The organism is Escherichia sp. MOD1-EC6021, assembly GCF_002965245.1.
GTDB lineage: Bacteria > Pseudomonadota > Gammaproteobacteria > Enterobacterales > Enterobacteriaceae > Escherichia > Escherichia coli_F.
On sequence record NZ_PTRU01000002.1, the window covers coordinates 106415 to 131984 of the forward strand.

A 25570-nucleotide genomic window follows, 5' to 3' on the forward strand; every position below is an offset into this window, starting at 1 on the left:
TTAATAATGAAAGCTACTAAACTGGTACTGGGCGCGGTAATCCTGGGTTCTACTCTGCTGGCAGGTTGCTCCAGCAACGCTAAAATCGATCAGCTGTCTTCTGACGTTCAGACTCTGAACGCTAAAGTTGACCAGCTGAGCAACGACGTGAACGCAATGCGTTCCGACGTTCAGGCTGCTAAAGATGACGCAGCTCGTGCTAACCAGCGTCTGGACAACATGGCTACTAAATACCGCAAGTAATAGTACCTGTGAAGTGAAAAATGGCGCACATTGTGCGCCATTTTTTTTGCCTGCCATTTACCGCTACTGCGTCGCGCGTAACATATTCCCTTGTTCTGGTTCACCATTCTGCGCTGACTCTACTGAAGGCGCATTGCTGGCTGCGGGAGTTGCTCCACTGCTCACCGCAACCGGATACCCTGCCCGACGATACAACGCTTTATCGACTAATTTCTGATCTACACCCTTATTGTCTTTAAATTGCGTAAAGCCTGCTGGTAGTGTGTATGGCATTGTCTGAACGTTCTGCTGTTCTTCTGCTGATAGTGGTCGATGTACTTCAACATAACGCATCCCGTTCGGTTCCACGGAATATTTCACCGGTTCGTTGATCACTTTCACCGGCGTTCCCGTCCGCACGCTGGAGAACAAGGCTTTAATATCCGGTGCATTCATGCGAATACACCCTGAACTGACGCGCAAACCGACGCTGTCCGGCGCACTGGTGCCATGAATGAGGTATTCGCCATTACCATGCGCGAGGCGCAGTGCGTAACGTCCTAGCGGGTTATTTGGCCCGGCAGGAACGACGGGCGGTAATTTAATGCCACGCTCCAGCGAACGCTGACGAATGCCCGCCGTAGGCGTCCAGGTTGGGTTAGGGATTTTCTGCCCCACACGCGTTTCCATCACTGGCGTTTCCAGCCCCTGCAATCCAATACCTATCGGATAGACCTGCACGATATTTTCTCCCGGCGGATAATAATAAAGGCGCAGCTCTGCAAGGTTAACGATAATCCCCTGACGCGGCGCATCAGGCAATAACAGTTGCGAAGGAATCGTTATCGTCGTACCGGGTTTTGGCACCGGAGCGATAGTGTTATTGGCTTCAAGTATCAACATTGCCGCAGTATCAAAACGTCGGGCGATGGCCTGAAGGTTTTTATCCCCTTCTTGCACCGTATACGTTTGATTTTGCCCAACCAGTCGGCTTCCGGTTGGTGGTAGCGGATAATCAACCGCCCAGGCAGCCTGAATGGTGCTAAAAGCGCCGATAAGCGTGAGTGTAAGCAAAGACGCGCGTTTCATTGTAAACCTCCTGTATTTGCCGGAGACTCACGCTGAAACGTCGGATGGCGCTTATGTTCACCTGAAACCAAAACACTCCTGTGCAGGCCAGTGTAAACATTGACCACCCGGCAATGTGAGTCAACCGGATGAAAGCTGTCCCTTTAGTTTAGCTAAGTGCAGCGGCTTTGGCGCGAATTGCGCGAATCATCGCTTCCAGACCTTGTGAGCGTGATGGGGTGAGATGTTGGGTGAGCGCCATTTTTTCAAACCACGGGCGCACATCGAAATTGACAATATCCTGCGGTGTCATTTGATCGTAAAGAATAAAGACAACCGCAATAAGCCCTTTCACAATGGCCGCATCGCTGTCGCCCTGTAATTCAATAATTCCCTGCGCATTTTGACGCATCACAATCCATACCTGACTCTGGCAGCCCTGGATGCTATTTTGCGGGCTTCTGTCTTCGTCGTGTAATTCTGGCAGACGCTGGCCCAGCTCAATAATGTAGAGATATTTCTCTTCCCAATTGGCGCAGCGTAAAAAATTACGCAGCAATTTTTCTTTATCCGGCAATACAGCCATAGTGCCTCCCTGTTATCCCAGCAAACGGTGAATACGTTGCAATCCGGTCACCAGACGATCAACTTCTTCATGGGTGTTATACATGGCCAGCGACGCCCGACACATAGCAGGGACGTTGTAATAGGCCATTAATGGCATTGCGCAGTGATGTCCGGTACGTACTGCAATACCGTAGTTATCAAGAAAACTGCCGACGTCATAGGCGTGGTGTTTGCCGAGATTAAAGGCAATAACGCCAAGCCTGTTCTGTGGACCATAGAGAGTGAGATCCGGTACAGACTCCAGCTGTGATAGCGCGTAGTGCATCAGATTCTGTTCATACTCGGCTATATTATTAAGCCCCAGCCCCGAAACATACTCGAGTGCCGCGCCAAGACCAATGATGCCTCCGGTATTGGGTGTGCCGGCTTCAAACCGCCACGGTGCTTTAGTCCAGGTAGTCCCTTCACTCAGGCTGACGGTGGCGATCATAGAACCGCCCCCTTCCCACGGCGGCATCTCCTGCAACAAGGCTTCTTTGACATAAAGAATGCCAATTCCAGTGGGGCCATACAGTTTATGCCCGGAGAACACGTAAAAATCGCAATCCAGCGCCTGAACGTCCACCGGATGATGCATCACCGCCTGAGCGCCATCCACCAGTACTTTTGCGCCATGTTGGTGTGCAAGGGTGATCATCTCGGCCAGCGGATTTTCTGTCCCAAGCACGTTGGAGACATGGGTAATTGCCAGCAGGCGAGTTTTCTCATCGAACAGATTAGGCAGTATCTCCAGCTGCAACGTACCGTCGGGGTTGAGAGGAATCACACGCAGCTCTGCACCCACTCGCGCGCAAAGCATTTGCCAGGGAACAATGTTAGCGTGGTGCTCCATCTGGCTGATGATGATGTTATCGCCCGCTCGCACGTTGCTGTTGCCCCAGCTATTGGCGACCAGGTTAATGCCTTCCGTGGTACCGCGGACAAACACCAATTCTTCCGCGGAACGGGCATTGATAAACAGCGAAGCACGCTTGCGCACGTTCTCCATTTTCTCGGTCGCCTGGGCGCTTAAGGTATGAATACCGCGATGCACCGCCGCGTAACCATGACGATAAAACTCAGCCTCGGCATCAATCACCTGGCTCGGTTTCTGCGCACTGGCAGCGCTGTCGAGATAAGCCAGCGGCAAACCGTTTACCTCACGAGAAAGCACCGGAAAGTCGGCCCGCACTTTGTCGACGGAAAAAGTCATCTTGCACCTCCTGGCAGTCGTTGACCGATTCGGGCCAGCACCTGCTGTTTAAGCCCCTCATCACGCAGTGCTTCCGTCAGTTCGGCAGCAAAGGCGTAAATGATCATCTGCTGGGCATCTTGCCGATTGATCCCGCGCGAGCGCAGATAGAACATCTGTTCATCATCAATACGCCCCACCGTCGCGCCGTGGCTGCATTTCACATCATCTGCATAGATTTCCAGCTGCGGTTTCGTATCCACTTCTGCCAGTTTGCCCATCAGCAGATTATTGTTGGTCATCTGACCATCCGTTTTGATGGCGTGCTGCGCGACGTTGATCAAACCGTTAAATACCGCGCGGCCTTTGTCGCTGACGATAGTTTTGTGCAACTGTCGGCTGTTACAAAAACCTTTATTGTGTTCCAGCCAGGTACGGGTATCACACACCTCGTTTTTCACCGGCATCACCAGACTATTGATCCGCAGCGTGCTGTTTTCGCCATTGAGTTGCGTACTGGTGTTGTGTCGTAACACTGCGCCACCAAGCAGGAAACTGTGGCTAAATGCGGTAGCATCGTCAGCCAGCAATAAATCGTTATGGGCAAAGTGGTGACTGACCGGGTTTTCAAACGCCAGCTTGATATGCTGCAAGTGCGCGTTCGCTGCGACATTGATGGTAAAGCGCGCTCCGGTGAAATGACGAGCATCATTAAGGCTGACAAAATGTTCGATCACCGTCGCTTCGGCACCTTCCGCCAGATCCAGATGATGTCGGTAATGGGCAGTGTTCACCTCTTCACCTGCCACGCCCTGGGTAATATGCATTAACAGCAATGGCTTTGCCGGTCGTTGACCGCGCTTCACGGCGATATGCGTCACGCTTTGCGCCAGGCTTTCCGTCAGATGGAGAAATACTTCCGCCTGAATAGCATCGGGCAATCCCTGACGGTCGTCGTTAATGCTCACTTCATACCCGCTGCCTTCAGTTGTATCGCTAAGTTCTGGCACGTAGCGTCCATCAACATAAACCAGCCGCACAGCGTCTAATGTTAACGCTAAGGCATCACGCTGCTGTGGGGATATCTCTCCCGCAATGCTGACAAACTGGCTATTGGTCAGCCCTTCCAGCGGCGTATATTTCCAGTTTTCATGTTTACGTGTCGGCAGTCCGGTACGCAGCAATTGTTGTAAATGCTGCTGTGCTTGCGGGGAGCGTTTTGCACCCTCGGCTTCAAACAAATGATGCCACTGTTGCAGCACGTTACTGCTGTTCGGTAAGCCAGCCATAACCCTGCTCCTCCAGTTGTTTGACCAATGTGAAATCGCCGGATTTCACAATTCGTCCCTGATACAGCACATGGACGTAATCAGGCTTGATGTAGTCGAGAATGCGTTGGTAGTGCGTAACAATGATGAATGAACGCTTGCCGTCACGCAGCGAGTTCACGCCATCGGCAACCACTTTTAATGCGTCAATATCCAGCCCGGAGTCCGACTCATCAAGAATGCATAACTCCGGTTCCAGCACCGCCATTTGCAAAATATCGTTGCGCTTTTTCTCGCCGCCGGAAAAACCAACGTTTACCGAACGCGTTAATAAATCTTCCGGCATTTTCAGAAGAGCGATTTTCTCTTCCATCAAATCCTGAAAATCAAAGCGGTCGAGCGTTTCCTGGCCGCGATAGCTGCGTACCGCATTAAGTGCCGTTTGCAGGAAAAACTGGTTACTGACGCCGGGTATTTCCACCGGATACTGGAAGGCCATAAAGATGCCTTCGCCTGCACGTTCTTCCGGCGACAGCGCAAGCAAATCTTTGCCTTTAAACTCAACCGTGCCGCCCGTCACCTCATAATCTTCTCGCCCAGCAAGCGTTGCCGATAAGGTACTTTTGCCAGAACCGTTTGGCCCCATAATGGCGTGAACTTCGCCGGGACGAACGTCGAGGCTTAACCCACGCAGGATAGCTTTATCTTCCACGCTGACGTGTAAATCTTTAATACTTAACATGTTTATTCCTTATCCGACGCTGTGTTCAAGACTGATGGCGAGGAGTTTTTGTGCTTCAACGGCAAATTCCAGCGGCAGTTCTGAGAACACGTCTTTGCAGAAACCGTTAACAATCATCGAGATGGCGTCTTCTTCGCTGATCCCGCGTTGCAGGCAGTAAAACAGTTGATCTTCACCAATACGTGATGTCGTTGCCTCGTGCTCCAGTTGCGCGCTGTTATTGCGACATTCGACATACGGGAAAGTATGCGCCCCACAATTAGCGCCTATCAGCATTGAGTCGCACTGGGTGAAGTTACGTGCATTGGTTGCCGTCGGCATGATTTTCACTAAGCCGCGATAACTGTTCTGGCTGTGTCCGGCTGAGATCCCTTTAGAGATGATGGTCGATTTGGTGTTTTTACCAATATGGATCATCTTGGTGCCGGTATCCGCCTGCTGATGACCGCTGGTCAGTGCCACTGAGTAAAACTCACCGATGGAGTTATCGCCGCGCAAAATGCAACTGGGATATTTCCACGTAATCGCTGACCCGGTTTCTGATTGCGTCCATGACATTTTGCTGTTTTCGCCTTCGCACAAAGCACGCTTGGTGACGAAGTTGAGAATACCGCCAGTGTTGTTATCGCCAGGGAACCAGTTTTGTACCGTGGAATATTTCACCTCGGCGTTTTTATGGATGATGACTTCCACCACCGCCGCGTGTAACTGATAGCTGTCACGCACCGGAGCGGAACAGCCTTCAATGTAGCTGACGTAGCTGTCTTCGTCGGCCACCAGAATGGTGCGCTCAAACTGCCCGGTTTTTTCCGCGTTAATGCGAAAATAGGTGGAAAGTTCCATCGGGCAGCGCACGCCTTTAGGCACATAAATAAACGTACCGTCAGAGGCTACCGCCGCATTAAGCGCGGCAAAGAAGTTGTCATTCCCCGGCACCACGGTGCCGAGATATTTACGCACCAGTTCCGGGTGATCGTGGATCGCCTCGCCAAAGGAGCAAAAAATAATTCCCTGCTCCGCCAGTTTTTCGCGATAAGTGGTGGCAACCGAAACAGAGTCGAAAATGGCATCCACCGCCACCTCTTTGCCTTCCCGCACGGGAACGCCCAACTGCTCAAACGCCGCCTCCACCTCTTTACTTAAAAAGGCGTTCGCGCCAGTTTGCTGCACCGCGCCGGGTTCAGACGCGCAGTTGTCGTCACAATTACCGCACGATGGTGCTGAGTAGTAGCTGTAATCCTGATAATTCAGCTTGTCGTAGTGCGCTTTCAGCCAGTGCGGCTCTTCCATCTCCAGCCATGCGCGATAGGCATTGAGACGAAACTCCAGCATCCACTCCGGCTCATTACGCTTCGCCGATATTGCGCGCACCACCTCTTCGTTTATCCCCTTTGCCAGCTCATCAGTGGCTAACTGGGTGAAGAATCCTTCTTTATAATTCAGCGGGCCGCCGGTCCAGGTTTTGACATCGTCAGTTGCTTCAGTATTACGAGACATAGTACCGCCTATACCCCAAAGCTTTCGCCACAGCCACATTCATTCTGGGCTTTAGGGTTGTGAAATTTGAATATCTGATTAAGTCCTTCACGAACGAAATCGACTTCCGTGCCATCAATAAACGGCATCGCTTGCAGCGGGACAAACAGCTTCGCGCCGTCGTGTTCAAACAGCAGATCGTCTTTGTCTGGCTCGCTAACACTGTCGAGCACATAGCCAAAGCCCGCGCAGCCCGTTTGCTTCACGCCTAAGCGCACGCCGACCATACCCGGCTGCTTTGCCACCAGCTCACGGATGTGGACCGCGGCAGCAGGTGTCAGCGTTAAGCCCTGCCAGGCGAAATCCTGTGGATTAAAGGTTCCTGAATGCATGTCCATCGATTTACCTCACTTCATCGCTTTCAGCGTATAACAGCATGTTAGTGATAATGATTATCAGTTCAACCCAGCAAACGCAGGGGCTTTACCGTAAAACATGCTTTTTGCCTGCTTTTAATAAGCATAGACCCTGATGTGTGGGTTAACAGGCACGCTAAGAATTAGGTATCTCATTGTTAGATAATGATTATTATCTAAGGAGCATTAAGGCTGTGATGAAAAAGAAAAAGTTGTATTGAAAATGACTATTTAAGAGATAGGTAAAAAATTGCAGCGTTCAGAAATAAGAAAACCCTTAAGTCTGTGCATCACAGGCTTAAGGGTTTCTACCCCATCCGGCGCTTATCTCCGGCACTCACAGTGGCTTAGCTCTTGAAGGGGCGATAAGAATAGTCTCATAAAGCTAAGCCGCTGTTTTAGCACAAACTGCGATTTGTATTATTTTTGAACGTTATCAGGCGGGTAGATAAGCAGTATTAAGAAGGCCCTCGAACCTGGACGAAGATTAATCCAGGCCGATTTGGCGAACTCGCGGCATTACGTCAGGATCAATGCACGCCCAAACGCCAGGCAAAGTAGATTTCTTCTTTTAATTCAGCAGAAGAGAGAGTAAGCAGGTCAGCAAATTCAAGTTCTAGTTGTTTCAGACGTTTGAGATATTGGGCAGGTGAAAGATTGCTCTGGTCACGGCGTAAAAATTCAATGGCCAGCTGGGTGGGATCAAGTTGAGTAGACATAGCATCCTCGCTTTTAGACAAGACCTGCACAGTATACCACCGTTTACTGTGCAGATAATGACCAAAAGCAATATGCGTCACACTTTTCTGGTGACAACGTCACAAAATAGCGGTTGTCAATCGTGACGAACAGCACAAACGCCCTTTCTCATCGAAGATTTCAATCTGCCAGACCTGGTGACGCGAACCGAGATGCAACGGTTTGCATACGCCGCGCACCCGCCCTTCTCGTGCCGAGCGGACGTGGTTAGCATTGATTTCCAGACCAACCACTTTTTGCTCACCTTCGGTACATAAATAACCGGCAACGGAACCGATACTTTCGGCCAATACCACGGATGCCCCTCCATGCAGCAACCCGAAAGGCTGCTTTGTCCGCGAGTCTACTGGCATTGTCGCTTCAAGGGTGTCATCACCAATATGTTCAAAGCGAATATCCAGCAACCCCACCATGTTTCCTTCACCCATTGCATTCAGTGCTTCCAGGGTGATTTTTCGTTTCCATATCATTTAATAATCTCCAGTAAAGCCTGCACAGGATGGCGTACCCCCGTGCCTTCAACCCGTTTTACCTGGCTGCGACAGGAATATCCGGTCGCCAGACAGCGGTTACGCGGCAGTCGCTGCATCGCCTGATGCCAGGATAACTCATAGATCCCGAGCGAGTTTTTATGATTTTTCGCTTCATGTCCGTAAGTCCCTGCCATGCCGCAGCAACCCACGCTGACATTTTCCAGTTTCGCGCCAAAACGGGCAAATATTGCCGCCCATTGTGCTGGAGCGCCCGGCAAGGCGGTAACTTCGGTACAGTGACCAAAGAAATACCATGATTCACCGCTGACTGTAGCCACTGGCTGTGACTCAAGTATGCTTGCCAACCATTCATTCGCCAGTAAGACCTTAAACTCGCCACGCTCCTCGCCCAGAGCCAGTTTATATTCATCGCGATAACAAAGTACCAGCGCTGGATCGACGCCCACCATTGGCATTCCCAATTTCGCCATTCGGTTGAGAAAATCCGCCGTTTTTTTCGCCGTCTTCGCAAAACGATTAAGAAAGCCTTTGATATGCTGGGCTTTGCCATTCGGCGAAAATGGCAGTAACACGGGCTGGAAACCTAATTTTTCGACCAGACGGACAAAATCCGCCACCACTTGCGCATCGTAATAGCTGGTAAAGGGGTCCTGCACCACCAACACCGTGCGCGCTTTCTGCTCTGCATTGAGAACTTCAAGCTGTTCCAGCGTCATGTTTGCCGAGCGATGCCCCACCATTTGTTGTTGCAGCGAGGGAACCGACAGCAGCGGCAAATCAACCATGCCGATATGTTTTTCCGAGAGTTTGCGCACCAGCGGCTGGTTAATGAAGAAGTTAAAAGTCTTCGGTGCACGAGCCATCAGCGGTGCGTAGCTCTCGACCGTGGCGACGAGGTGGTCGCGCAGGGGGCGCAAATAACGGGTGTGATAGAGTTGCAGAAAGCGAGAACGAAACTCAGGCACGTCAATTTTGATGGGACACTGAGTCGAACACGCTTTACAGGCCAGGCAACCCGACATCGCCTCTTTGACTTCGTGCGAGAAATCATATTCGCCTTTATTCGCATGCCAGCTATTGCGCGTGCGGGCAATTAACGTCCGCAAACTGACGCCGGATTCAGGCAGTTCTTGTTCCAGTTTGAGTGGGTCAATGCCGCGATCCGCCAACAAGCGCAGCCATTCACGCACCAGCGTTGCGCGCCCTTTCGGTGAATGAATCCGGTTCTGGGTGATCTTCATCGACGGACACATCGGACTACGGGCATCAAAGTTGAAGCATAAACCGTTGCCGTTACACTCCATCGCACCGCGCCACTGCTGGCGTACCGCAATGGGGATCTGCCGGTCGAATGTACCGCGCTTCACCGCGTCCACTTTCATCATAGGCGCGTCGATACCTTCCGGTGGGCAAATTTTCCCTGGGTTGAGCCGGTTTTGTGGATCAAATGCCGCTTTGACTTTACGTAATTCGCCGTAAAGTTCCTCTCCAAAAAACGCCGGGCTGTATTCGGCACGAAAACCTTTACCATGTTCGCCCCACAACAAACCACCGTATTTCGCAGTCAACGCCACTACATCATCAGAGATTTGCTTCATCAAAATCTCTTGTTGTGGATCGCACATATCCAGTGCCGGACGGACGTGTAAGACACCTGCGTCGACATGACCGAACATACCGTAGCTTAAGCCGTGGCTGTCGAGCAGCGCGCGAAATTCAGCAATATAATCCGCCAGATGTTCCGGCGGTACGCAGGTATCCTCAGCAAACGGAATTGGCTTAGCGGCACCTTTGGCATTGCCAAGCAGGCCGACGGCTTTTTTGCGCATGGCATAAATACGCTCAACACCTGCCAGCTCACTGCATACCTGCCAGCCGATCACACCTGCTTGCTGGCTGGCGATAAGTTCATCCAGCCGCGCACAGAGCGCATTCACCTGCTGATCGATAAGTGCTTCATCGTCTCCGGCAAATTCAACAATGTTTAGCCCGAGCATCTGTTTGTCAGGTACATCGGTAATCAGCTCACTGACGGAATGCCAGACGATATCTTCCCGCGCCAGATTCAGCACTTTTGAGTCTACCGTCTCTACCGAAAGCGCGCGCGCTTCGACCATAAACGGTGCGTTACGCAGGGCGGAGTCAAAAGAATCATATTTGACGTTCACCAGACGGCGCACTTTAGGCAAGCGCGTAATATCCAGCCGCGCTTCGGTAATAAAGGCCAGCGTCCCTTCTGAACCCGTCAGAATGCGCGTAAGGTCGAACTCAGTCATCTCATCGTTAAAGACATGACGCAGATCGTAACCCGTCAGAAAACGGTTAAGTTTGGGGAATTTGTCGATAATTAACTGGCGTTGCTGACGGCAACGTTGATAAACCGTGTTATAAATTCGCCCGATTGCGGTATTGGTTTTACCCAGCGTTTCTGCCAGTTCGATGGGTAAAGGTTGCGTATCGAGAATATCGCCCCCCAACAACACCGCGCGTACGCCAAGTACGTGATCTGACGTTTTGCCATAGACCAGCGATCCCTGACCGGATGCATCGGTATTGATCATCCCACCGAGCGTTGCCCGGTTGCTGGTCGAAAGTTCCGGCGCAAAAAAGTAGCCGAACTGTTTCAGGTACTGATTGAGTTGATCTTTTATCACCCCGGCCTCAACGCGCACCCAGCCCTCTTCAGGGTTAATTTCGATGATGCGGTTCATATGGCGGGACATATCAACAATAATCCCCTGGTTGAGCGCCTGACCGTTAGTGCCGGTGCCGCCGCCGCGGGGGGTAAAGATCAGCGATGAATAGCGTTCCTGCGCGGCAAGACGGGCGATCAGCGCCACATCTGCGGTCGAACGCGGAAATACCACTGCATCGGGGAGAAGTTGGTAAATACTGTTGTCGGTCGACATTGTCAGACGATCGGCATAACTTGTCGCCGTATCGCCAGTAAAACCCTGTTGCTCCAGCTCTTGCAAAAAATTAAGCACCAATTGAACGACGCCGGGTGCCTGGGAAATCTGTGGAATCATTATATTGACCCTTTCCTGCGGTCTGTGATGTAGATCGATACACTGTTCTTTCAGGCTGCTAATAGCGCACTGAAAGGTGATGTTTGTTTACTCTATGGATTTCGAGTTGCAGGAAGGCGGCAAGCGAGTGAACTCCAGGAGCTTACAAAGTAAGTGACTGAGGTGAACGAACGTAGCCGCAGCACATGCAATTTGAAATACGACGAGTAAATCGTTTGCGTGTTGCCTGAGTTGTTGTACCACATTTTTTTCTAACACGCCCATCAGAATTAAGGGCAGAATCGGCCTGTTAAAAACCGCTGAAATTGCTCATCATTATGCAGGTGAGTTTCGCGTGTTCACGTCGCGTCGACGATTTGACGCACAAAAAAGGTGAAAAGTAGTTATGGTAAATGTTCGTCAGCCCAGGGATGTCGCACAAATTCTGCTTTCGGTGCTGTTTTTAGCCATCATGATTGTGGCATGTCTGTGGATTGTTCAACCCTTTATTCTCGGCTTCGCATGGGCCGGTACGGTGGTTATCGCCACCTGGCCGGTATTGTTACGTTTGCAAAAGATCATGTTTGGCCGCCGCTCTCTCGCCGTTCTGGTGATGACGCTGTTATTAGTGATGGTGTTTATCATCCCTATTGCTTTGCTGGTTAACAGTATTGTCGATGGCAGCGGTCCACTGATTAAAGCCATTTCCAGCGGTGACATGACGTTACCCGATCTGGCATGGCTTAATACCATACCGGTGATTGGCACGAAGCTGTATGCAGGCTGGCACAACTTGCTGGATATGGGAGGCACGGCGATCATGGCCAAAGTCCGTCCTTATATTGGCACCACCACCACCTGGTTCGTTGGGCAGGCGGCGCATATCGGGCGCTTTATGGTGCATTGTGCGCTGATGCTTCTCTTCAGTGCCCTGCTGTACTGGCGCGGTGAACAGGTGGCACAAGGCATTCGCCATTTTGCAACCCGTCTGGCAGGCGTTCGCGGAGATGCCGCCGTACTGCTGGCTGCACAGGCTATCCGCGCGGTGGCGCTGGGTGTGGTGGTGACGGCGTTAGTACAGGCTGTGCTTGGCGGTATCGGCCTCGCCGTATCCGGCGTACCTTATGCAACGTTGCTCACGGTGTTAATGATCCTCTCCTGCCTTGTCCAGCTTGGCCCATTGCCGGTACTGATTCCGGCGATCATCTGGCTTTACTGGACCGGCGATACCACCTGGGGCACGGTATTACTGGTATGGAGTGGTGTGGTTGGCACGCTGGATAACGTCATCCGCCCAATGTTAATTCGCATGGGTGCCGATTTACCGCTGATCCTGATCCTCTCTGGCGTTATTGGTGGTTTGATTGCTTTCGGGATGATCGGCCTGTTTATTGGTCCGGTCCTGTTAGCCGTTTCCTGGCGTCTTTTTGCCGCGTGGGTGGAAGAAGTCCCACCGCCGACTGACCAACCGGAAGAAGTTCTCGAAGAACTTGGCGAAATCGAGAAACCGAATAAGTAATTTCTCATCAGGCGGTTCTGCCGCCTGATTGTTAACCACCGCTAATTGATATTTGCTTGCTCTTCCCCATATTTTCCTGCTTACCGCCATTCAGCTGGTAGTACCTGTCGCAAATTCTTTACAGTTTTTAAACTAATGAGACGAATCTGATCGACGCAAAAAGTCCGTATGCCTACTATTAGCTCACGGTTATAAATCAACATATTGATTTATAAGCATGGAAATCCCCTGAGTGAAACAACGAATTGCTGTGTGTAGTCTTTGCCCATCTCCCACGATGGGCTTTTTTTTAACATTTTTCTTCTTCGCTACCTCGCCCCCTCACTCTTTCCAATAATGTTGCACAAGATACTGTGACTCTCTTCAAGCCGTCGGCAGGCTGATAATGTTATTTATATTTTATTGTTTATTTCATGCAGCCATTACACGATGAACGCTTATGAACTCCAGGCTCTTCGCCATATTTTTGCCATGACTATTGATGAATGCGCGACCTTGATTGCCCAGACCGCTGACAGTGAAAGCTGGCATCAGTGGGAAAATGGCAAATGCGCCATTCCTGATCGTGTGGTCGAGCAACTGTTGGCTATGCGACAGCAACGAAAAAAACATCTTCATGCCATCATAGAGAAAATAAATAACCGCATCGGCAACAACACCATGCGTTTTTTCCCTGACTTAACCGCGTTTCAACGTGTCTACCCTGATGGCAATTTTATTGACTGGAAGATCTATCAATCGGTAGCCGCTGAATTATATGCACACGATCTGGAGCGCCTTTGTTAATTTTCCAAAGAAAGGAATTGTCGTTGTTACAACAATAATGAACGGATGCTGACACAACATCGCTTCACTTTTTAAAGCACCTTTGCTAAGTAGAACCTATGAAAAATCCCTATTTCCCTACCGCACTTGGGTTGTATTTTAATTACCTGGTGCATGGTATGGGCGTCATTTTGATGAGCCTGAATATGGCCTCGCTGGAGACGCTTTGGCAGACTAATGCCGCAGGCGTCTCAATAGTTATCTCATCGCTGGGTATTGGTCGATTAAGTGTCTTGCTTTTTGCAGGATTATTATCCGATCGCTTTGGTCGCCGCCCTTTTATCATGCTCGGGATGTGCTGCTATATGGCCTTCTTTTTTGGCATCCTGCACACCAATAACATCATTATCGCTTATGGTTTGGGCTTTCTGGCGGGAATGGCAAACAGTTTTCTCGATGCAGGCACCTATCCCAGTTTGATGGAAGCTTTTCCACGTTCATCGGGTACAGCTAATATTTTAATTAAAGCATTTGTTTCCAGCGGGCAATTTTTATTACCGCTAATCATCAGCCTGTTAGTGTGGGCTGAACTGTGGTTCGGCTGGTCCTTTATGATTGCCGCAGGCATTATGTTTATTAATGCTCTGTTTTTATACCGTTGTACGTTCCCACCCCATCCGGGTCGTCGCTTACCTGTCATAGAGAAAGCCACCAACTCTACGGAACATCGCTGTTCAATTATCGATTTAGCCAGTTATACCTTATATGGCTATATCTCAATGGCAACCTTTTATCTGGTTAGCCAGTGGCTGGCACAGTACGGACAATTTGTTGCAGGCATGTCATACACTATGTCGATCAAACTACTCAGTATCTACACCGTGGGTTCGCTGCTTTGTGTATTTATTACCGCTCCACTCATTCGTAATACCGTTCGCCCAACAACATTACTCATGCTGTACACCTTTATCTCATTTACTGCTCTGTTTACCGTCTGCCTGCATCCCACATTTTATGTGGTGATAATATTTGCTTTTGTCATTGGTTTTACCTCTGCTGGAGGTGTTGTGCAAATTGGCCTGACGTTAATGGCTGAACGTTTCCCCTACGCTAAAGGTAAAGCGACAGGGATCTATTACAGTGCGGGCAGTATTGCGACCTTTACTATTCCGTTGATTACGGCTCATCTGTCCCAAAGAAGTATTGCCGATATTATGTGGTTCGATACCGCCATCGCTGCCATTGGTTTTTTACTGGCACTGTTTATCGGCTTACGCAGCCGCAAAGAAACGCAGCATAACTCGCTAAAGGAAAATGTCGCTCCGGGTGGGTAATGCAATATTCTTTTCAGGTCATGCAAGATCTTACGGATAAATAACTCTTTCTGCGCTAACTAAGGAAAATCGCGGTCAAAAACAAACTATGACATGCAATATTCCTGGAAACATAAACTTTATGCCATGTACCCAGGGATAATCATCTTCAGTATAGTAATTATGTAAACCGTCGGAGAACAATACGTACGGTAACGAAATAATCTTTCAGCAAGGAGCTGTGAAAATGTCTCAAAATAAGGCTTTCAGCACGCCATTTATCCTGGCTGTTCTTTGTATTTACTTCAGCTATTTTCTGCACGGCATTAGTGTTATTACGCTTGCCCAAAATATGTCATCTCTGGCAGAAAAGTTTTCCACTGACAACGCGGGCATTGCCTATTTAATTTCCGGTATCGGTCTGGGCCGATTGATCAGTATTTTATTCTTCGGTGTGATCTCCGATAAGTTTGGTCGTCGGGCGGTAATATTAATGGCAGTAATAATGTATCTGCTATTCTTCTTTGGTATTCCCGCTTGCCCGAATTTAACTCTCGCCTACTGTCTGGCAGTGTGCGTAGGTATCGCTAACTCAGCATTGGATACGGGTGGCTACCCTGCGCTCATGGAATGCTTTCCGAAAGCCTCCGGTTCGGCGGTCATACTGGTTAAAGCGATGGTGTCATTCGGACAAATGTTCTACCCAATGCTGGTGAGCTATATGTTGCTCAATAACATCTGGTACGGCTATGGGCTGATTATTCCGGGTATTCTGTTTGTACTGATCACGCTGATGCTGTTGAAAAGCAAATTCCCCAGCCAGTTGGTGGACGCCAGCGTAGCTAATGAATTACCGCAAATGAACAGCAAACCGTTAGTCTGGCTGGAAGGTGTTTCATCGGTACTGTTCGGTGTAGCCGCATTCTCGACCTTTTATGTGATTGTGGTGTGGATGCCCAAATATGCGATGGCTTTTGCTGGTATGTCAGAAGCTGAAGCATTAAAAACCATCTCTTATTACAGTATGGGCTCGTTGGTCTGTGTCTTTATTTTTGCCGCACTACTGAAAAAAATGGTCCGGCCCATCTGGGCTAATGTATTTAACTCTGCACTGGCAACAATAACAGCAGCCATTATCTACCTGTACCCTTCTCCACTGGTGTGTAATGCCGGAGCCTTTGTTATCGGTTTCTCAGCAGCTGGTGGCATTTTACAGCTCGGCGTTTCGGTCATGTCAGAGTTTTTCCCCAAAAGCAAAGCCAAAGTCACCAGTATTTATATGATGATGGGTGGACTGGCTAACTTTGTTATTCCGCTGATTACCGGTTATCTGTCGAACATCGGCCTGCAATATATCATTGTTCTCGATTTTACTTTCGCGCTGCTGGCCCTGATTACCGCAATTATTGTTTTTATCCGCTATTACCGCGTTTTCATTATTCCTGAAAATGATGTGCGGTTTGGCGAGCGTAAATTTAGCACCCGGTTAAACACAATTAAGCATAGAGGTTAAAGGAGTTAATTATGGATGTTACCGCAAAATACGAATTGATTGGGTTGATGGCCTATCCTATCCGGCACAGTTTATCGCCCGAAATGCAGAATAAAGCCTTAGAAAAAGCGGGATTGCCATTTACCTATATGGCCTTCGAAGTGGATAACGATAGCTTTCCCGGAGCAATTGAAGGATTAAAAGCCCTCAAAATGCGCGGAACTGGTGTATCGATGCCAAACAAACAACTGGCGTGTGAATATGTTGATGAATTAACGCCAGCGGCCAAACTGGTGGGTGCCATCAACACCATCGTTAATGATGATGGCTATCTGCGTGGCTATAACACCGACGGCACGGGCCATATTCGCGCCATTAAAGAGAGCGGTTTTGATATCAAAGGCAAAACGATGGTGCTGTTAGGGGCCGGTGGTGCCTCAACGGCGATTGGCGCGCAGGGGGCAATTGAAGGTTTAAAAGAAATTAAACTCTTTAACCGTCGGGATGAGTTCTTCGATAAAGCCCTCGCCTTCGCGCAACGGGTTAACGAAAACACCGATTGCGTCGTGACAGTCACCGATCTCGCCGATCAGCAAGCCTTTGCTGAAGCCCTGGCTTCCGCCGACATTTTAACCAATGGCACAAAAGTGGGTATGAAACCCCTTGAGAATGAATCATTGGTTAATGATATCAGTCTGTTACATCCGGGACTTCTGGTCACTGAATGCGTGTATAACCCGCATATGACGAAGTTATTGCAGCAGGCGCAACAAGCTGGTTGCAAAACGATTGATGGATACGGCATGTTGTTGTGGCAAGGGGCTGAACAGTTCACGTTATGGACTGGCAAAGATTTCCCTCTGGAATATGTTAAACAGGTCATGGGGTTCGGTGCCTGACAGGCTGACCGCGTGCAGAAAGGGTAAAAAATGAAAACCGTAACTGTAAAAGATCTCGTCATTGGTACGGGCGCACCTAAAATCATCGTCTCGCTGATGGCGAAAGATATCGCCAGCGTGAAATCCGAAGCTCTCGCCTATCGTGAAGCGGACTTTGATATTCTGGAATGGCGTGTTGACCACTATGCCGACCTCTCCAATGTGGAGTCTGTCATGGCAGCGGCAAAAATTCTCCGTGAAAGCATGCCAGAAAAACCGCTGCTGTTTACCTTCCGCAGTGCCAAAGAAGGCGGCGAGCAGGCGATTTCCACCGAGGCTTATATTGCTCTCAATCGTGCAGCCATCGACAGCGGCCTGGTTGATATGATCGATCTGGAGTTATTTACCGGCGATGATCAGGTTAAAGAAACCGTGGCCTACGCCCACGCGCATGATGTGAAAGTTGTCATGTCCAACCATGACTTCCATAAAACGCCGGAAGCCGAAGAAATCATTGCCCGTCTGCGCAAAATGCAATCCTTCGACGCCGATATTCCTAAGATTGCGCTGATGCCGCAAAGTACCAGTGATGTGCTGACGTTGCTTAGTGCAACCCTGGAGATGCAGGAGCAGTATGCCGATCGCCCCATAATCACAATGTCGATGGCAAAAACTGGCGTAATTTCTCGTCTGGCTGGTGAAGTATTTGGGTCGGCGGCAACTTTTGGTGCGGTAAAAAAAGCCTCTGCGCCAGGGCAAATCTCGGTAAATGATTTGCGCACGGTATTAACTATTTTACATCAGGCATAAGCAATAATATTTCGGCGGGAATATCCTCCCCCGCCGAAATGAAAAAAGTATTTTTAACCGTATTTAATAAAAATATTTCGTGAGTCTCTGTGCGCTAATTCTCCATCTGGCGTAGGGAAAATCACACCTGAATCAGGAATTAACAATGAAACCTGTAAAACCACCTCGTATTAATGGACGAGTGCCGGTCCTGTCGGCACAGGAAGCGGTGAATTATATTCCCGACGAAGCGACACTTTGTGTGTTAGGCGCTGGCGGCGGTATTCTGGAAGCCACCACGTTAATTACTGCTCTTGCTGATAAATATAAACAGACTCAAACACCACGTAATTTATCGATTATTAGTCCAACAGGGCTTGGCGATCGCGCCGACCGTGGTATTAGTCCGCTGGCACAAGAAGGTCTGGTGAAATGGGCATTATGCGGTCACTGGGGACAATCGCCGCGTATTTCTGATCTCGCAGAACAAAATAAAATTATTGCTTATAACTATCCACAAGGTGTACTTACACAAACCTTACGCGCCGCCGCAGCCCACCAGCCTGGTATTATTAGTGATATTGGCATCGGAACATTTGTCGATCCACGCCAGCAAGGCGGCAAACTGAATGAAGTCACTAAAGAAGACCTGATTAAACTGGTCGAGTTTGATAACAAAGAATATCTCTATTACAAAGCGATTGCGCCGGATATCGCCTTCATTCGCGCTACCACCTGCGACAGCGAAGGCTACGCCACCTTTGAAGATGAGGTGATGTATCTCGACGCATTGGTTATTGCTCAGGCGGTGCACAATAACGGCGGTATTGTGATGATGCAGGTGCAGAAGATGGTTAAGAAAGCCACGCTGCATCCTAAATCTGTCCGTATTCCGGGTTATCTGGTGGATATTGTGGTAGTCGATCCGGATCAAACCCAACTGTATGGCGGTGCGCCGGTTAACCGCTTTATTTCTGGTGACTTCACCCTTGATGACAGCACCAAACTTAGCCTACCCCTAAACCAACGTAAATTAGTTGCGCGGCGCGCATTATTCGAAATGCGCAAAGGCGCGGTGGGGAATGTCGGCGTCGGTATTGCCGACGGCATTGGCCTGGTCGCCCGGGAAGAAGGTTGTGCTGATGACTTTATTCTGACGGTAGAAACAGGCCCAATTGGCGGTATTACTTCACAGGGGATCGCCTTTGGCGCGAACGTGAATACCCGTGCCATTCTGGATATGACGTCCCAGTTTGATTTTTATCACGGTGGCGGTCTGGATGTTTGTTATTTGAGTTTTGCTGAAGTCGACCAGCACGGTAACGTCGGCGTGCATAAATTCAATGGTAAAATCATGGGCACCGGTGGATTTATTGATATCAGTGCCACTTCGAAGAAAATCATTTTCTGCGGCACATTAACTGCGGGCAGTTTAAAAACAGAAATTGCCGACGGCAAATTAAATATCGTCCAGGAAGGACGGGTGAAGAAATTTATTCGGGAACTACCGGAAATTACTTTCAGCGGAAAAATCGCTCTCGAGCGAGGACTGGATGTTCGTTATATCACTGAGCGCGCCGTATTCACGCTAAAAGAAGACGGCCTGCATTTAATCGAAATCGCTCCTGGCGTCGATTTACAAAAAGATATTCTCGACAAAATGGATTTCACCCCAGTGATTTCGCCAGAACTCAAACTGATGGACGAAAGATTATTTATCGATGCGGCGATGGGTTTTGTCCTGCCTGAAGCGGCTCATTAACAGGAGTATAATGATGGATTTTTCTTTAACTGAAGAACAAGAACTGCTGCTGGCCAGTATTCGCGAGTTGATTACGACCAACTTCCCGGAAGAGTATTTCCGCACCTGCGATCAAAACGGGACATACCCGCGTGAGTTTATGCGGGCACTGGCGGATAACGGCATTTCTATGCTTGGCGTGCCGGAAGAATTTGGTGGCATCCCTGCGGATTACGTCACCCAGATGTTGGCGCTGATGGAAGTGTCAAAATGCGGTGCTCCGGCATTTTTGATTACCAACGGTCAATGTATTCACAGCATGCGCCGTTTCGGTTCTGCTGAGCAGCTACGTAAAACGGCAGAGAGCACCCTGGAAACGGGTGATCCCGCCTATGCCCTGGCGTTGACGGAACCAGGCGCAGGCTCAGACAATAACAGTGCCACTACCACTTACACGCGTAAAAATGGCAAGGTTTACATCAACGGCCAGAAAACCTTTATTACCGGCGCGAAAGAGTACCCATATATGCTGGTGCTGGCGCGCGATCCAGAACCGAAAGATCCCAAAAAAGCCTTCACCCTGTGGTGGGTCGACTCCAGTAAGCCCGGCATTAAGATTAACCCGCTGCATAAAATCGGCTGGCATATGCTCAGCACCTGCGAAGTCTATCTCGACAACGTGGAAGTTGAAGAGAGCGACATGGTGGGCGAAGAAGGAATGGGTTTCCTCAATGTGATGTACAACTTTGAGATGGAACGCCTGATCAACGCCGCGCGCAGCACCGGCTTTGCCGAGTGTGCCTTTGAAGATGCCGCACGCTATGCCAACCAGCGTATCGCTTTTGGTAAGCCCATTGGTCATAACCAGATGATCCAGGAAAAACTGGCGCTGATGGCGATTAAGATCGACAACATGCGCAACATGGTGTTGAAAGTGGCATGGCAAGCCGATCAGCATCAGTCACTGCGCACCAGCGCGGCGCTGGCAAAACTGTACTGCGCACGTACCGCAATGGAAGTCATTGATGATGCGATTCAAATCATGGGCGGTCTGGGCTATACCGATGAGGCGCGCGTCTCTCGCTTCTGGCGTGATGTCCGTTGTGAACGTATCGGCGGCGGTACAGACGAAATTATGATTTACGTAGCAGGTCGGCAGATCCTGAAAGATTATCAGAACAAATAATCTGCAGGCGGCGCAGCTTCTTAACAAACTGCGCCGCCAGATTTATCCGACAAGACTTACTGGTTGAGGAAATTCAGATAGGATTTCTTGTTCCGCAAAACAGTTTTTAAATTGCCTGCGGTAATCGCTGGGCGAACAGCCGACATGGCGCAAAAACAGTTTGGCAAAGTGATCGACATTTTCGTAACCCACACGCCAGGAGATCTCTGCCTGTGATAATTCAGTATTGGTGAGTGACCATTTCGCTTCCGTCATACGCCGTTGAATAACATAGTTAATAGGGGAAATACGATACTCTTTGGTAAATTCATGGCAAATATAACTGACGCTGGCACGAAATTTTTTCGATAACTGCTCTAAAGTGATTTTTTCGCGATAATTATTATTCAGATAGAAAAGAATATCTTTTATCAGAACATCTTTTTTAATATACCCCTGCTCCGAACGATAAGCATTTTTAAAGTTTTCGTAGTAAAGAATTGCTAACGTATAGGCAAATGCGTCCCATAACGAAGATGTTTGGCTATTTTTACTTTGCGGCAAAATCACACTTAGCTCATTAAATAAGGTTTTAATGACTTCTTTTCCCTGCCCTGCGGCAATGACCGGGCAAGAATGCGGTTGCAGTAGCTGATTTTCCTCAGTCCCCTGAAACTGAAAGCCGTACAGCGCACAGGTACACGTCGTTGCTGGATCGTTAACGTCAGAGGCCACCGCATGCAACCTGCCACGTTCTATCACCACAATGTCATCGGCATGCGCGACATATAACGAAGAATCGATGGTAAACCTTGCTACCCCTTTCTTGACGTAAATCAACTCGGTTTCATTGTCATGAACGTGATGTCCGGACTCCCATTTTGGATCATCGCTAAATGCAAAACGTGAAAGCCGTGGCGTTTTACCGGCGACAAACAGCGTTTCGCTGGCGTTATCAAAACAGCGTTGATACATGACAACCTCCCTATTCCATGAGCAAGCAAAAACAATATATGCCGGATAAAATACGGCGTGTATTGCGGTTATACAACCGCGTTTAGCGAGAGCTAAACAAGATTATTTACACTGAATGCAAGATTGTACGGTCATGGAATAACAACATTGCCGCAAATTGCACTTTTGTTTTAGCGATCGCATTTTTTTTGCAAGATTGTTGGCAAGGAAAACAGCTTGCTCCGTCGAAAACCCCGCACCGCTATCGCACACTATTTTCAGGCCATTTTTACCTTCTATCGGAGATGGTTCCGTATGCGACTCACAGGAGAAATCATGAAAATAATAACCTGCTTTAAGCTGGTGCCTGAAGAACAGGACATTGTTGTCACTCCAGAATATACCCTGAATTTCGACAATGCCGACGCCAAAATCAGCCAGTTCGATCTCAATGCCATTGAAGCTGCAAGCCAGATTGCAACAGATGACGATGAGATAGCCGCGCTGACCATTGGCGGCTCATTGTTGCAGAACTCGAAAGTGCGCAAAGACGTGCTATCCCGCGGGCCGCATAGCCTGTATTTGGTGCAGGATGCGCAACTTGAACATGCACTGCCTCTCGATACCGCAAAGGCGCTGGCGGCAGCAGTTGAAAAGATCGGCTTCGATTTACTGATCTTTGGTGAAGGTTCCGGCGACCTTTATGCCCAGCAGGTTGGCTTGCTGGTCGGAGAAATTCTGCAACTTCCGGTGATTAATGCAGTGAGTGCTATTCAGCGTCAGGGCAATACACTGGTGATTGAACGCACGCTTGAAGATGATGTTGAAGTTATTGAGCTCTCTGTTCCAGCCGTGCTCTGCGTCACCTCCGATATTAACATGCCACGCATTCCTTCGATGAAAGCCATTCTCGGCGCGGGTAAAAAACCGGTAAATCAGTGGCAGGCAAGTGATATTGGCTGGAGCCAGAGCACACCACTTGCTGAACTGACCGGCATTCGCGTACCGCCGCAAACAGAACGTAAGCACATCATTCTCGATAACGATTCGCCGGAGGCCATTGCCGAGCTGGCGGAACATCTGAAGAAAGCCCTGAACTGAAGCCTACGGAGAAGAAACGATGAGTCAATTAAACAGCGTCTGGGTCTTTAGCGATAATCCTGAACGTTATGCTGAACTGTTTGGCGGCGCTCAGCAATGGGGCCAACAGGTGTATGCCATTGTACAAAATACCGACCAGGCGCAGGCAGTTATGCCTTATGGGCCAAAATGTATTTATGTTCTTGAGCAAAACGACGCGCTGCAACGTACTGAAAATTACGCCGAAAGCATTGCTGCCCTGCTGAAAGATAAACACCCCGCTATGTTGCTGTTGGCCGCGACGAAACGTGGTAAAGCTCTGGCAGCACGGTTAAGTGTGCAACTGAATGCGGCGCTGGTGAACGATGCCACGGCGGTGGATATTGTCGATGGTCACATTTGCGCCGAACACCGGATGTATGGCGGGTTAGCGTTCGCTCAGGAAAAGATCAACAGCCCGCTGGCGATCATTACCCTTGCACCCGGTGTTCAGGAACCGTGCACCAGTGATATCTCTCATCAGTGCCCGACAGAAACGGTACCTTATGTTGCCCCGCGTCATGAAATTCTCTGTCGCGAACGCCGTGCGAAAGCGGCAAGCAGCGTGGACCTGAGCAAAGCAAAACGTGTGGTTGGCGTCGGTCGTGGTCTGGCGGCGCAGGATGACCTGAAAATGGTCCACGAACTGGCGGCGGTGCTGAATGCTGAAGTCGGCTGTTCACGTCCAATTGCCGAAGGCGAGAACTGGATGGAGCGTGAACGTTATATCGGTGTCTCCGGCGTGTTGCTGAAATCCGATCTCTACCTGACGCTGGGGATCTCCGGGCAGATCCAGCATATGGTTGGCGGCAACGGTGCAAAAGTGATTGTCGCCATTAATAAAGATAAAAATGCGCCAATCTTCAACTATGCCGACTACGGTCTGGTGGGCGATATCTACAAAGTCGTCCCTGCCCTGATTAGTCAGTTGAGTCGCTAATTCCCTTTCAACCACATCTCCCGCTGTAAACGCAGCGGGAAGGGAGCATAACGCATGTCGGATGACAAATTTGATGCCATTGTGGTCGGTGCGGGCGTTGCCGGTAGCGTTGCCGCACTGGTCATGGCGCGAGCCGGGCTGGATGTCCTGGTGATAGAACGCGGCGACAGTGCCGGATGTAAAAACATGACCGGCGGGCGTCTTTATGCCCACACACTTGAAGCGATCATTCCGGGCTTTGCTGCATCAGCACCGGTAGAACGCAAGGTCACACGCGAGAAAATCTCCTTCTTAACCGAAGAGAGTGCCGTTACCCTCGATTTTCACCGCGAGCAACCAGATGTTCCGCAACACGCGTCTTATACCGTATTGCGTAATCGTCTGGACCCGTGGTTGATGGAACAAGCCGAACAGGCTGGCGCGCAGTTTATCCCGGGCGTTCGTGTCGATGCGCTGGTTCGTGAAGGAAATAAGGTCACTGGTGTTCAGGCCGGGGATGATGTTCTTGAAGCGAATGTGGTGATTCTGGCTGATGGCGTTAACTCGATGCTTGGCCGCTCGCTGGGAATGGTTCCCGCTTCCGATCCGCATCATTACGCTGTTGGTGTTAAAGAGGTTATTGGCCTCACACCAGAACAGATCAACGATCGCTTTAATGTTACGGGCGAGGAAGGTGCCGCCTGGCTGTTTGCCGGTTCCCCTTCTGACGGCCTGATGGGCGGCGGATTCCTCTATACCAACAAGGATTCCGTATCGTTGGGGCTGGTTTGTGGATTGGGTGATATCGCCCATGCAAAAAAAAGCGTGCCGCAAATGCTGGAAGATTTTAAACAACACCCCGCCATTCGCCCACTGATTAGCGGCGGCAAACTGCTTGAATATTCCGCGCACATGGTACCGGAAGGCGGTCTGGCGATGGTGCCGCAGCTGGTTAATGAGGGCGTGATGATCGTCGGTGACGCCGCAGGTTTCTGCCTCAATCTGGGCTTTACGGTTCGCGGAATGGATTTAGCCATCGCATCGGCCCAGGCTGCCGCCACAACAGTGATTGCCGCTAAAGAACGCGCTGACTTCTCCGCCAGCAGCCTGGCGCAATACAAACGTGAGCTGGAACAAAGCTGCGTCATGCGTGATATGCAGCATTTTCGCAAGATCCCGGCGCTGATGGAAAACCCGCGCCTGTTTAGCCAATACCCACGAATGGTCGCCGACATCATGAACGAAATGTTCACTATCGACGGTAAGCCTAACCAACCGGTACGCAAAATGATCATGGGACATGCGAAGAAAATTGGGCTGATCAACTTGCTGAAAGATGGCATTAAAGGAGCAACCGCGCTATGAGCCAGAACGCTACGGTTAACGTCGACATCAAATTAGGTGTCAATAAATTCCATGTTGATGAGGGTCACCCGCATATCATTCTGGCGGCAAATCCCGATATCAATGAATTCCGTAAATTAATGAAAGCTTGCCCTGCCGGACTTTATAAGCAGGATGACGCAGGAAACATACATTTTGATTCCGCCGGTTGTCTCGAATGCGGCACCTGTCGGGTGTTGTGTGGCAATACGATTCTCGAACAGTGGCAATATCCCGCAGGCACCTTCGGTATTGATTTTCGCTACGGCTAATCATGCATCC

24 protein-coding genes and 1 other RNA gene are annotated in these 25570 nt (G+C 49.7%); 14 read left to right on the forward strand and 11 right to left on the reverse strand.

Going from position 1 to position 25570, the window contains the following annotated elements:
- Positions 1 to 6: 6 nt before the first annotated feature.
- Positions 7 to 243, forward strand: a complete 237-nt coding sequence (lpp, locus tag BEB54_RS02700) for a murein lipoprotein Lpp (RefSeq protein WP_000648420.1) — start codon at positions 7 to 9, stop codon at positions 241 to 243.
- A gap of 63 nt (positions 244 to 306) precedes the next feature.
- Here the strand turns inward: lpp and ldtE are convergent, their stop codons facing one another.
- The 10 genes from ldtE to ydiJ form a co-directional block, all read right to left on the reverse strand.
- Positions 307 to 1311, reverse strand: a complete 1005-nt coding sequence (gene ldtE, locus BEB54_RS02705) for a L,D-transpeptidase LdtE (protein WP_105276976.1) — start codon at positions 1309 to 1311, stop codon at positions 307 to 309.
- Between the two features lie 148 nt (positions 1312 to 1459).
- Positions 1460 to 1876, reverse strand: a complete 417-nt coding sequence (gene sufE / locus BEB54_RS02710; RefSeq protein WP_000279727.1) for a cysteine desulfuration protein SufE — start codon at positions 1874 to 1876, stop codon at positions 1460 to 1462.
- A gap of 12 nt (positions 1877 to 1888) precedes the next feature.
- Positions 1889 to 3109, reverse strand: a complete 1221-nt coding sequence (gene sufS / locus BEB54_RS02715) for a cysteine desulfurase SufS (protein WP_000144553.1) — start codon at positions 3107 to 3109, stop codon at positions 1889 to 1891.
- Entirely contained in the window at positions 3106 to 4377 is a 1272-nt protein-coding gene (sufD, locus tag BEB54_RS02720) for a Fe-S cluster assembly protein SufD (protein ID WP_105276975.1), read from the reverse strand. Before sufD ends, sufS begins: the two co-directional genes overlap by 4 nt.
- Positions 4352 to 5098, reverse strand: a complete 747-nt coding sequence (sufC, locus tag BEB54_RS02725; protein ID WP_046081440.1) for a Fe-S cluster assembly ATPase SufC — start codon at positions 5096 to 5098, stop codon at positions 4352 to 4354. Before sufC ends, sufD begins: the two co-directional genes overlap by 26 nt.
- A 9-nt stretch (positions 5099 to 5107) precedes the next feature.
- Positions 5108 to 6595, reverse strand: a complete 1488-nt coding sequence (gene sufB / locus BEB54_RS02730; protein WP_001308677.1) for a Fe-S cluster assembly protein SufB — start codon at positions 6593 to 6595, stop codon at positions 5108 to 5110.
- A gap of 8 nt (positions 6596 to 6603) precedes the next feature.
- Entirely contained in the window at positions 6604 to 6972 is a 369-nt protein-coding gene (sufA, locus tag BEB54_RS02735) for a Fe-S cluster assembly scaffold SufA (protein WP_000367171.1), read from the reverse strand.
- Between the two features lie 548 nt (positions 6973 to 7520).
- Complete coding sequence (locus tag BEB54_RS02740) at positions 7521 to 7709, reverse strand: YdiH family protein (RefSeq protein ID WP_001296104.1); 189 nt, start codon at positions 7707 to 7709, stop codon at positions 7521 to 7523.
- A gap of 99 nt (positions 7710 to 7808) precedes the next feature.
- Positions 7809 to 8219 carry a 1,4-dihydroxy-2-naphthoyl-CoA hydrolase gene (menI, locus tag BEB54_RS02745; RefSeq protein WP_000637986.1) on the reverse strand — a complete coding sequence of 137 codons (411 nt, stop codon included), beginning with the start codon at positions 8217 to 8219 and terminating at the stop codon, positions 7809 to 7811.
- On the reverse strand, positions 8216 to 11272 hold the full coding sequence (gene ydiJ, locus BEB54_RS02750) for a D-2-hydroxyglutarate dehydrogenase YdiJ (RefSeq protein WP_105276974.1): 3057 nt from the start codon (positions 11270 to 11272) through the stop codon (positions 8216 to 8218). The genes menI and ydiJ overlap by 4 nt, the downstream gene beginning before the upstream one ends.
- A 385-nt stretch (positions 11273 to 11657) precedes the next feature.
- On the opposite strand from ydiJ, the gene ydiK reads away from it, so the two are divergent.
- From ydiK to BEB54_RS02800, 9 genes are all read left to right on the forward strand, one after another.
- Positions 11658 to 12770, forward strand: coding sequence for an AI-2E family transporter YdiK (ydiK, locus tag BEB54_RS02760; RefSeq protein ID WP_000248647.1), 1113 nt, complete (start codon positions 11658 to 11660; stop codon positions 12768 to 12770).
- A 185-nt stretch (positions 12771 to 12955) separates the two neighbouring features.
- Positions 12956 to 13063, forward strand: an RNA gene (gene rprA / locus BEB54_RS02765) — antisense sRNA RprA.
- A 136-nt stretch (positions 13064 to 13199) separates the two neighbouring features.
- Positions 13200 to 13556: a YdiL family protein gene (locus tag BEB54_RS02770; protein WP_105276973.1), complete on the forward strand. Its 357-nt coding sequence runs from the start codon at positions 13200 to 13202 to the stop codon at positions 13554 to 13556.
- Between the two features lie 98 nt (positions 13557 to 13654).
- Entirely contained in the window at positions 13655 to 14869 is a 1215-nt protein-coding gene (locus BEB54_RS02775; RefSeq protein WP_105276972.1) for an MFS transporter, read from the forward strand.
- A 226-nt stretch (positions 14870 to 15095) separates the two neighbouring features.
- On the forward strand, positions 15096 to 16361 hold the full coding sequence (locus tag BEB54_RS02780; protein ID WP_032184339.1) for an MFS transporter: 1266 nt from the start codon (positions 15096 to 15098) through the stop codon (positions 16359 to 16361).
- Between the two features lie 11 nt (positions 16362 to 16372).
- Positions 16373 to 17239 carry a quinate/shikimate dehydrogenase gene (ydiB, locus tag BEB54_RS02785; protein WP_000383469.1) on the forward strand — a complete coding sequence of 289 codons (867 nt, stop codon included), beginning with the start codon at positions 16373 to 16375 and terminating at the stop codon, positions 17237 to 17239.
- Between the two features lie 30 nt (positions 17240 to 17269).
- Positions 17270 to 18028 (forward strand): type I 3-dehydroquinate dehydratase, encoded by a 759-nt coding sequence (gene aroD, locus BEB54_RS02790; RefSeq protein WP_032184340.1) that lies wholly within the window; start codon positions 17270 to 17272, stop codon positions 18026 to 18028.
- 145 nt (positions 18029 to 18173) lie between these two features.
- On the forward strand, positions 18174 to 19769 hold the full coding sequence (locus BEB54_RS02795; RefSeq protein ID WP_032184342.1) for an acyl CoA:acetate/3-ketoacid CoA transferase: 1596 nt from the start codon (positions 18174 to 18176) through the stop codon (positions 19767 to 19769).
- A 13-nt stretch (positions 19770 to 19782) separates the two neighbouring features.
- Complete coding sequence (locus BEB54_RS02800) at positions 19783 to 20934, forward strand: acyl-CoA dehydrogenase (RefSeq protein ID WP_000347836.1); 1152 nt, start codon at positions 19783 to 19785, stop codon at positions 20932 to 20934.
- A gap of 42 nt (positions 20935 to 20976) precedes the next feature.
- On the opposite strand, the gene BEB54_RS02805 is transcribed toward BEB54_RS02800, so the two are convergent.
- Positions 20977 to 21888, reverse strand: coding sequence for an AraC family transcriptional regulator (locus BEB54_RS02805; RefSeq protein WP_000284810.1), 912 nt, complete (start codon positions 21886 to 21888; stop codon positions 20977 to 20979).
- Between the two features lie 315 nt (positions 21889 to 22203).
- Here BEB54_RS02805 and BEB54_RS02815 point away from each other — a divergent pair, with 315 nt between their 5' ends.
- From BEB54_RS02815 to BEB54_RS02830, 4 genes are read left to right on the forward strand one after another with little or no spacing between them, the layout of a single operon-like run.
- Complete coding sequence (locus BEB54_RS02815; RefSeq protein WP_000692119.1) at positions 22204 to 22968, forward strand: electron transfer flavoprotein; 765 nt, start codon at positions 22204 to 22206, stop codon at positions 22966 to 22968.
- A gap of 19 nt (positions 22969 to 22987) precedes the next feature.
- Complete coding sequence (locus BEB54_RS02820) at positions 22988 to 23926, forward strand: electron transfer flavoprotein subunit alpha (protein ID WP_000080696.1); 939 nt, start codon at positions 22988 to 22990, stop codon at positions 23924 to 23926.
- Between the two features lie 54 nt (positions 23927 to 23980).
- Positions 23981 to 25270, forward strand: a complete 1290-nt coding sequence (locus BEB54_RS02825) for an FAD-dependent oxidoreductase (protein ID WP_105282127.1) — start codon at positions 23981 to 23983, stop codon at positions 25268 to 25270.
- Positions 25267 to 25560 carry a ferredoxin family protein gene (locus BEB54_RS02830; protein WP_000081071.1) on the forward strand — a complete coding sequence of 98 codons (294 nt, stop codon included), beginning with the start codon at positions 25267 to 25269 and terminating at the stop codon, positions 25558 to 25560. The genes BEB54_RS02825 and BEB54_RS02830 overlap by 4 nt, the downstream gene beginning before the upstream one ends.
- The last annotated feature ends 10 nt before the right edge of the window (positions 25561 to 25570 follow it).

Excerpts from the sequence above, each read along its gene's own strand:
- BEB54_RS02795 (WP_032184342.1), top strand. The coding sequence starts at position 18,174 with ATGAAACCTGTAAAACCACCTCGTATTAATGGACGAGTGCCGGTCCTG.
- ydiB (WP_000383469.1), top strand. The coding sequence starts at position 16,373 with ATGGATGTTACCGCAAAATACGAATTGATTGGGTTGATGGCCTATCCT.
- BEB54_RS02800 (WP_000347836.1), top strand. The coding sequence starts at position 19,783 with ATGGATTTTTCTTTAACTGAAGAACAAGAACTGCTGCTGGCCAGTATT.
- BEB54_RS02780 (WP_032184339.1), top strand. The coding sequence starts at position 15,096 with ATGTCTCAAAATAAGGCTTTCAGCACGCCATTTATCCTGGCTGTTCTT.
- BEB54_RS02775 (WP_105276972.1), top strand. The coding sequence starts at position 13,655 with ATGAAAAATCCCTATTTCCCTACCGCACTTGGGTTGTATTTTAATTAC.
- ydiK (WP_000248647.1), top strand. The coding sequence starts at position 11,658 with ATGGTAAATGTTCGTCAGCCCAGGGATGTCGCACAAATTCTGCTTTCG.
- aroD (WP_032184340.1), top strand. The coding sequence starts at position 17,270 with ATGAAAACCGTAACTGTAAAAGATCTCGTCATTGGTACGGGCGCACCT.
- BEB54_RS02820 (WP_000080696.1), top strand. The coding sequence starts at position 22,988 with ATGAGTCAATTAAACAGCGTCTGGGTCTTTAGCGATAATCCTGAACGT.
- BEB54_RS02830 (WP_000081071.1), top strand. The coding sequence starts at position 25,267 with ATGAGCCAGAACGCTACGGTTAACGTCGACATCAAATTAGGTGTCAAT.
- ldtE (WP_105276976.1), bottom strand. The coding sequence starts at position 1,311 with ATGAAACGCGCGTCTTTGCTTACACTCACGCTTATCGGCGCTTTTAGC.
- BEB54_RS02770 (WP_105276973.1), top strand. The coding sequence starts at position 13,200 with ATGAACGCTTATGAACTCCAGGCTCTTCGCCATATTTTTGCCATGACT.
- sufS (WP_000144553.1), bottom strand. The coding sequence starts at position 3,109 with ATGACTTTTTCCGTCGACAAAGTGCGGGCCGACTTTCCGGTGCTTTCT.
- BEB54_RS02825 (WP_105282127.1), top strand. The coding sequence starts at position 23,981 with ATGTCGGATGACAAATTTGATGCCATTGTGGTCGGTGCGGGCGTTGCC.
- sufE (WP_000279727.1), bottom strand. The coding sequence starts at position 1,876 with ATGGCTGTATTGCCGGATAAAGAAAAATTGCTGCGTAATTTTTTACGC.
- menI (WP_000637986.1), bottom strand. The coding sequence starts at position 8,219 with ATGATATGGAAACGAAAAATCACCCTGGAAGCACTGAATGCAATGGGT.
- sufC (WP_046081440.1), bottom strand. The coding sequence starts at position 5,098 with ATGTTAAGTATTAAAGATTTACACGTCAGCGTGGAAGATAAAGCTATC.
- sufA (WP_000367171.1), bottom strand. The coding sequence starts at position 6,972 with ATGGACATGCATTCAGGAACCTTTAATCCACAGGATTTCGCCTGGCAG.
- sufB (WP_001308677.1), bottom strand. The coding sequence starts at position 6,595 with ATGTCTCGTAATACTGAAGCAACTGACGATGTCAAAACCTGGACCGGC.
- sufD (WP_105276975.1), bottom strand. The coding sequence starts at position 4,377 with ATGGCTGGCTTACCGAACAGCAGTAACGTGCTGCAACAGTGGCATCAT.
- BEB54_RS02740 (WP_001296104.1), bottom strand. The coding sequence starts at position 7,709 with ATGTCTACTCAACTTGATCCCACCCAGCTGGCCATTGAATTTTTACGC.
- BEB54_RS02805 (WP_000284810.1), bottom strand. The coding sequence starts at position 21,888 with ATGTATCAACGCTGTTTTGATAACGCCAGCGAAACGCTGTTTGTCGCC.
- lpp (WP_000648420.1), top strand. The coding sequence starts at position 7 with ATGAAAGCTACTAAACTGGTACTGGGCGCGGTAATCCTGGGTTCTACT.
- ydiJ (WP_105276974.1), bottom strand. The coding sequence starts at position 11,272 with ATGATTCCACAGATTTCCCAGGCACCCGGCGTCGTTCAATTGGTGCTT.
- BEB54_RS02815 (WP_000692119.1), top strand. The coding sequence starts at position 22,204 with ATGAAAATAATAACCTGCTTTAAGCTGGTGCCTGAAGAACAGGACATT.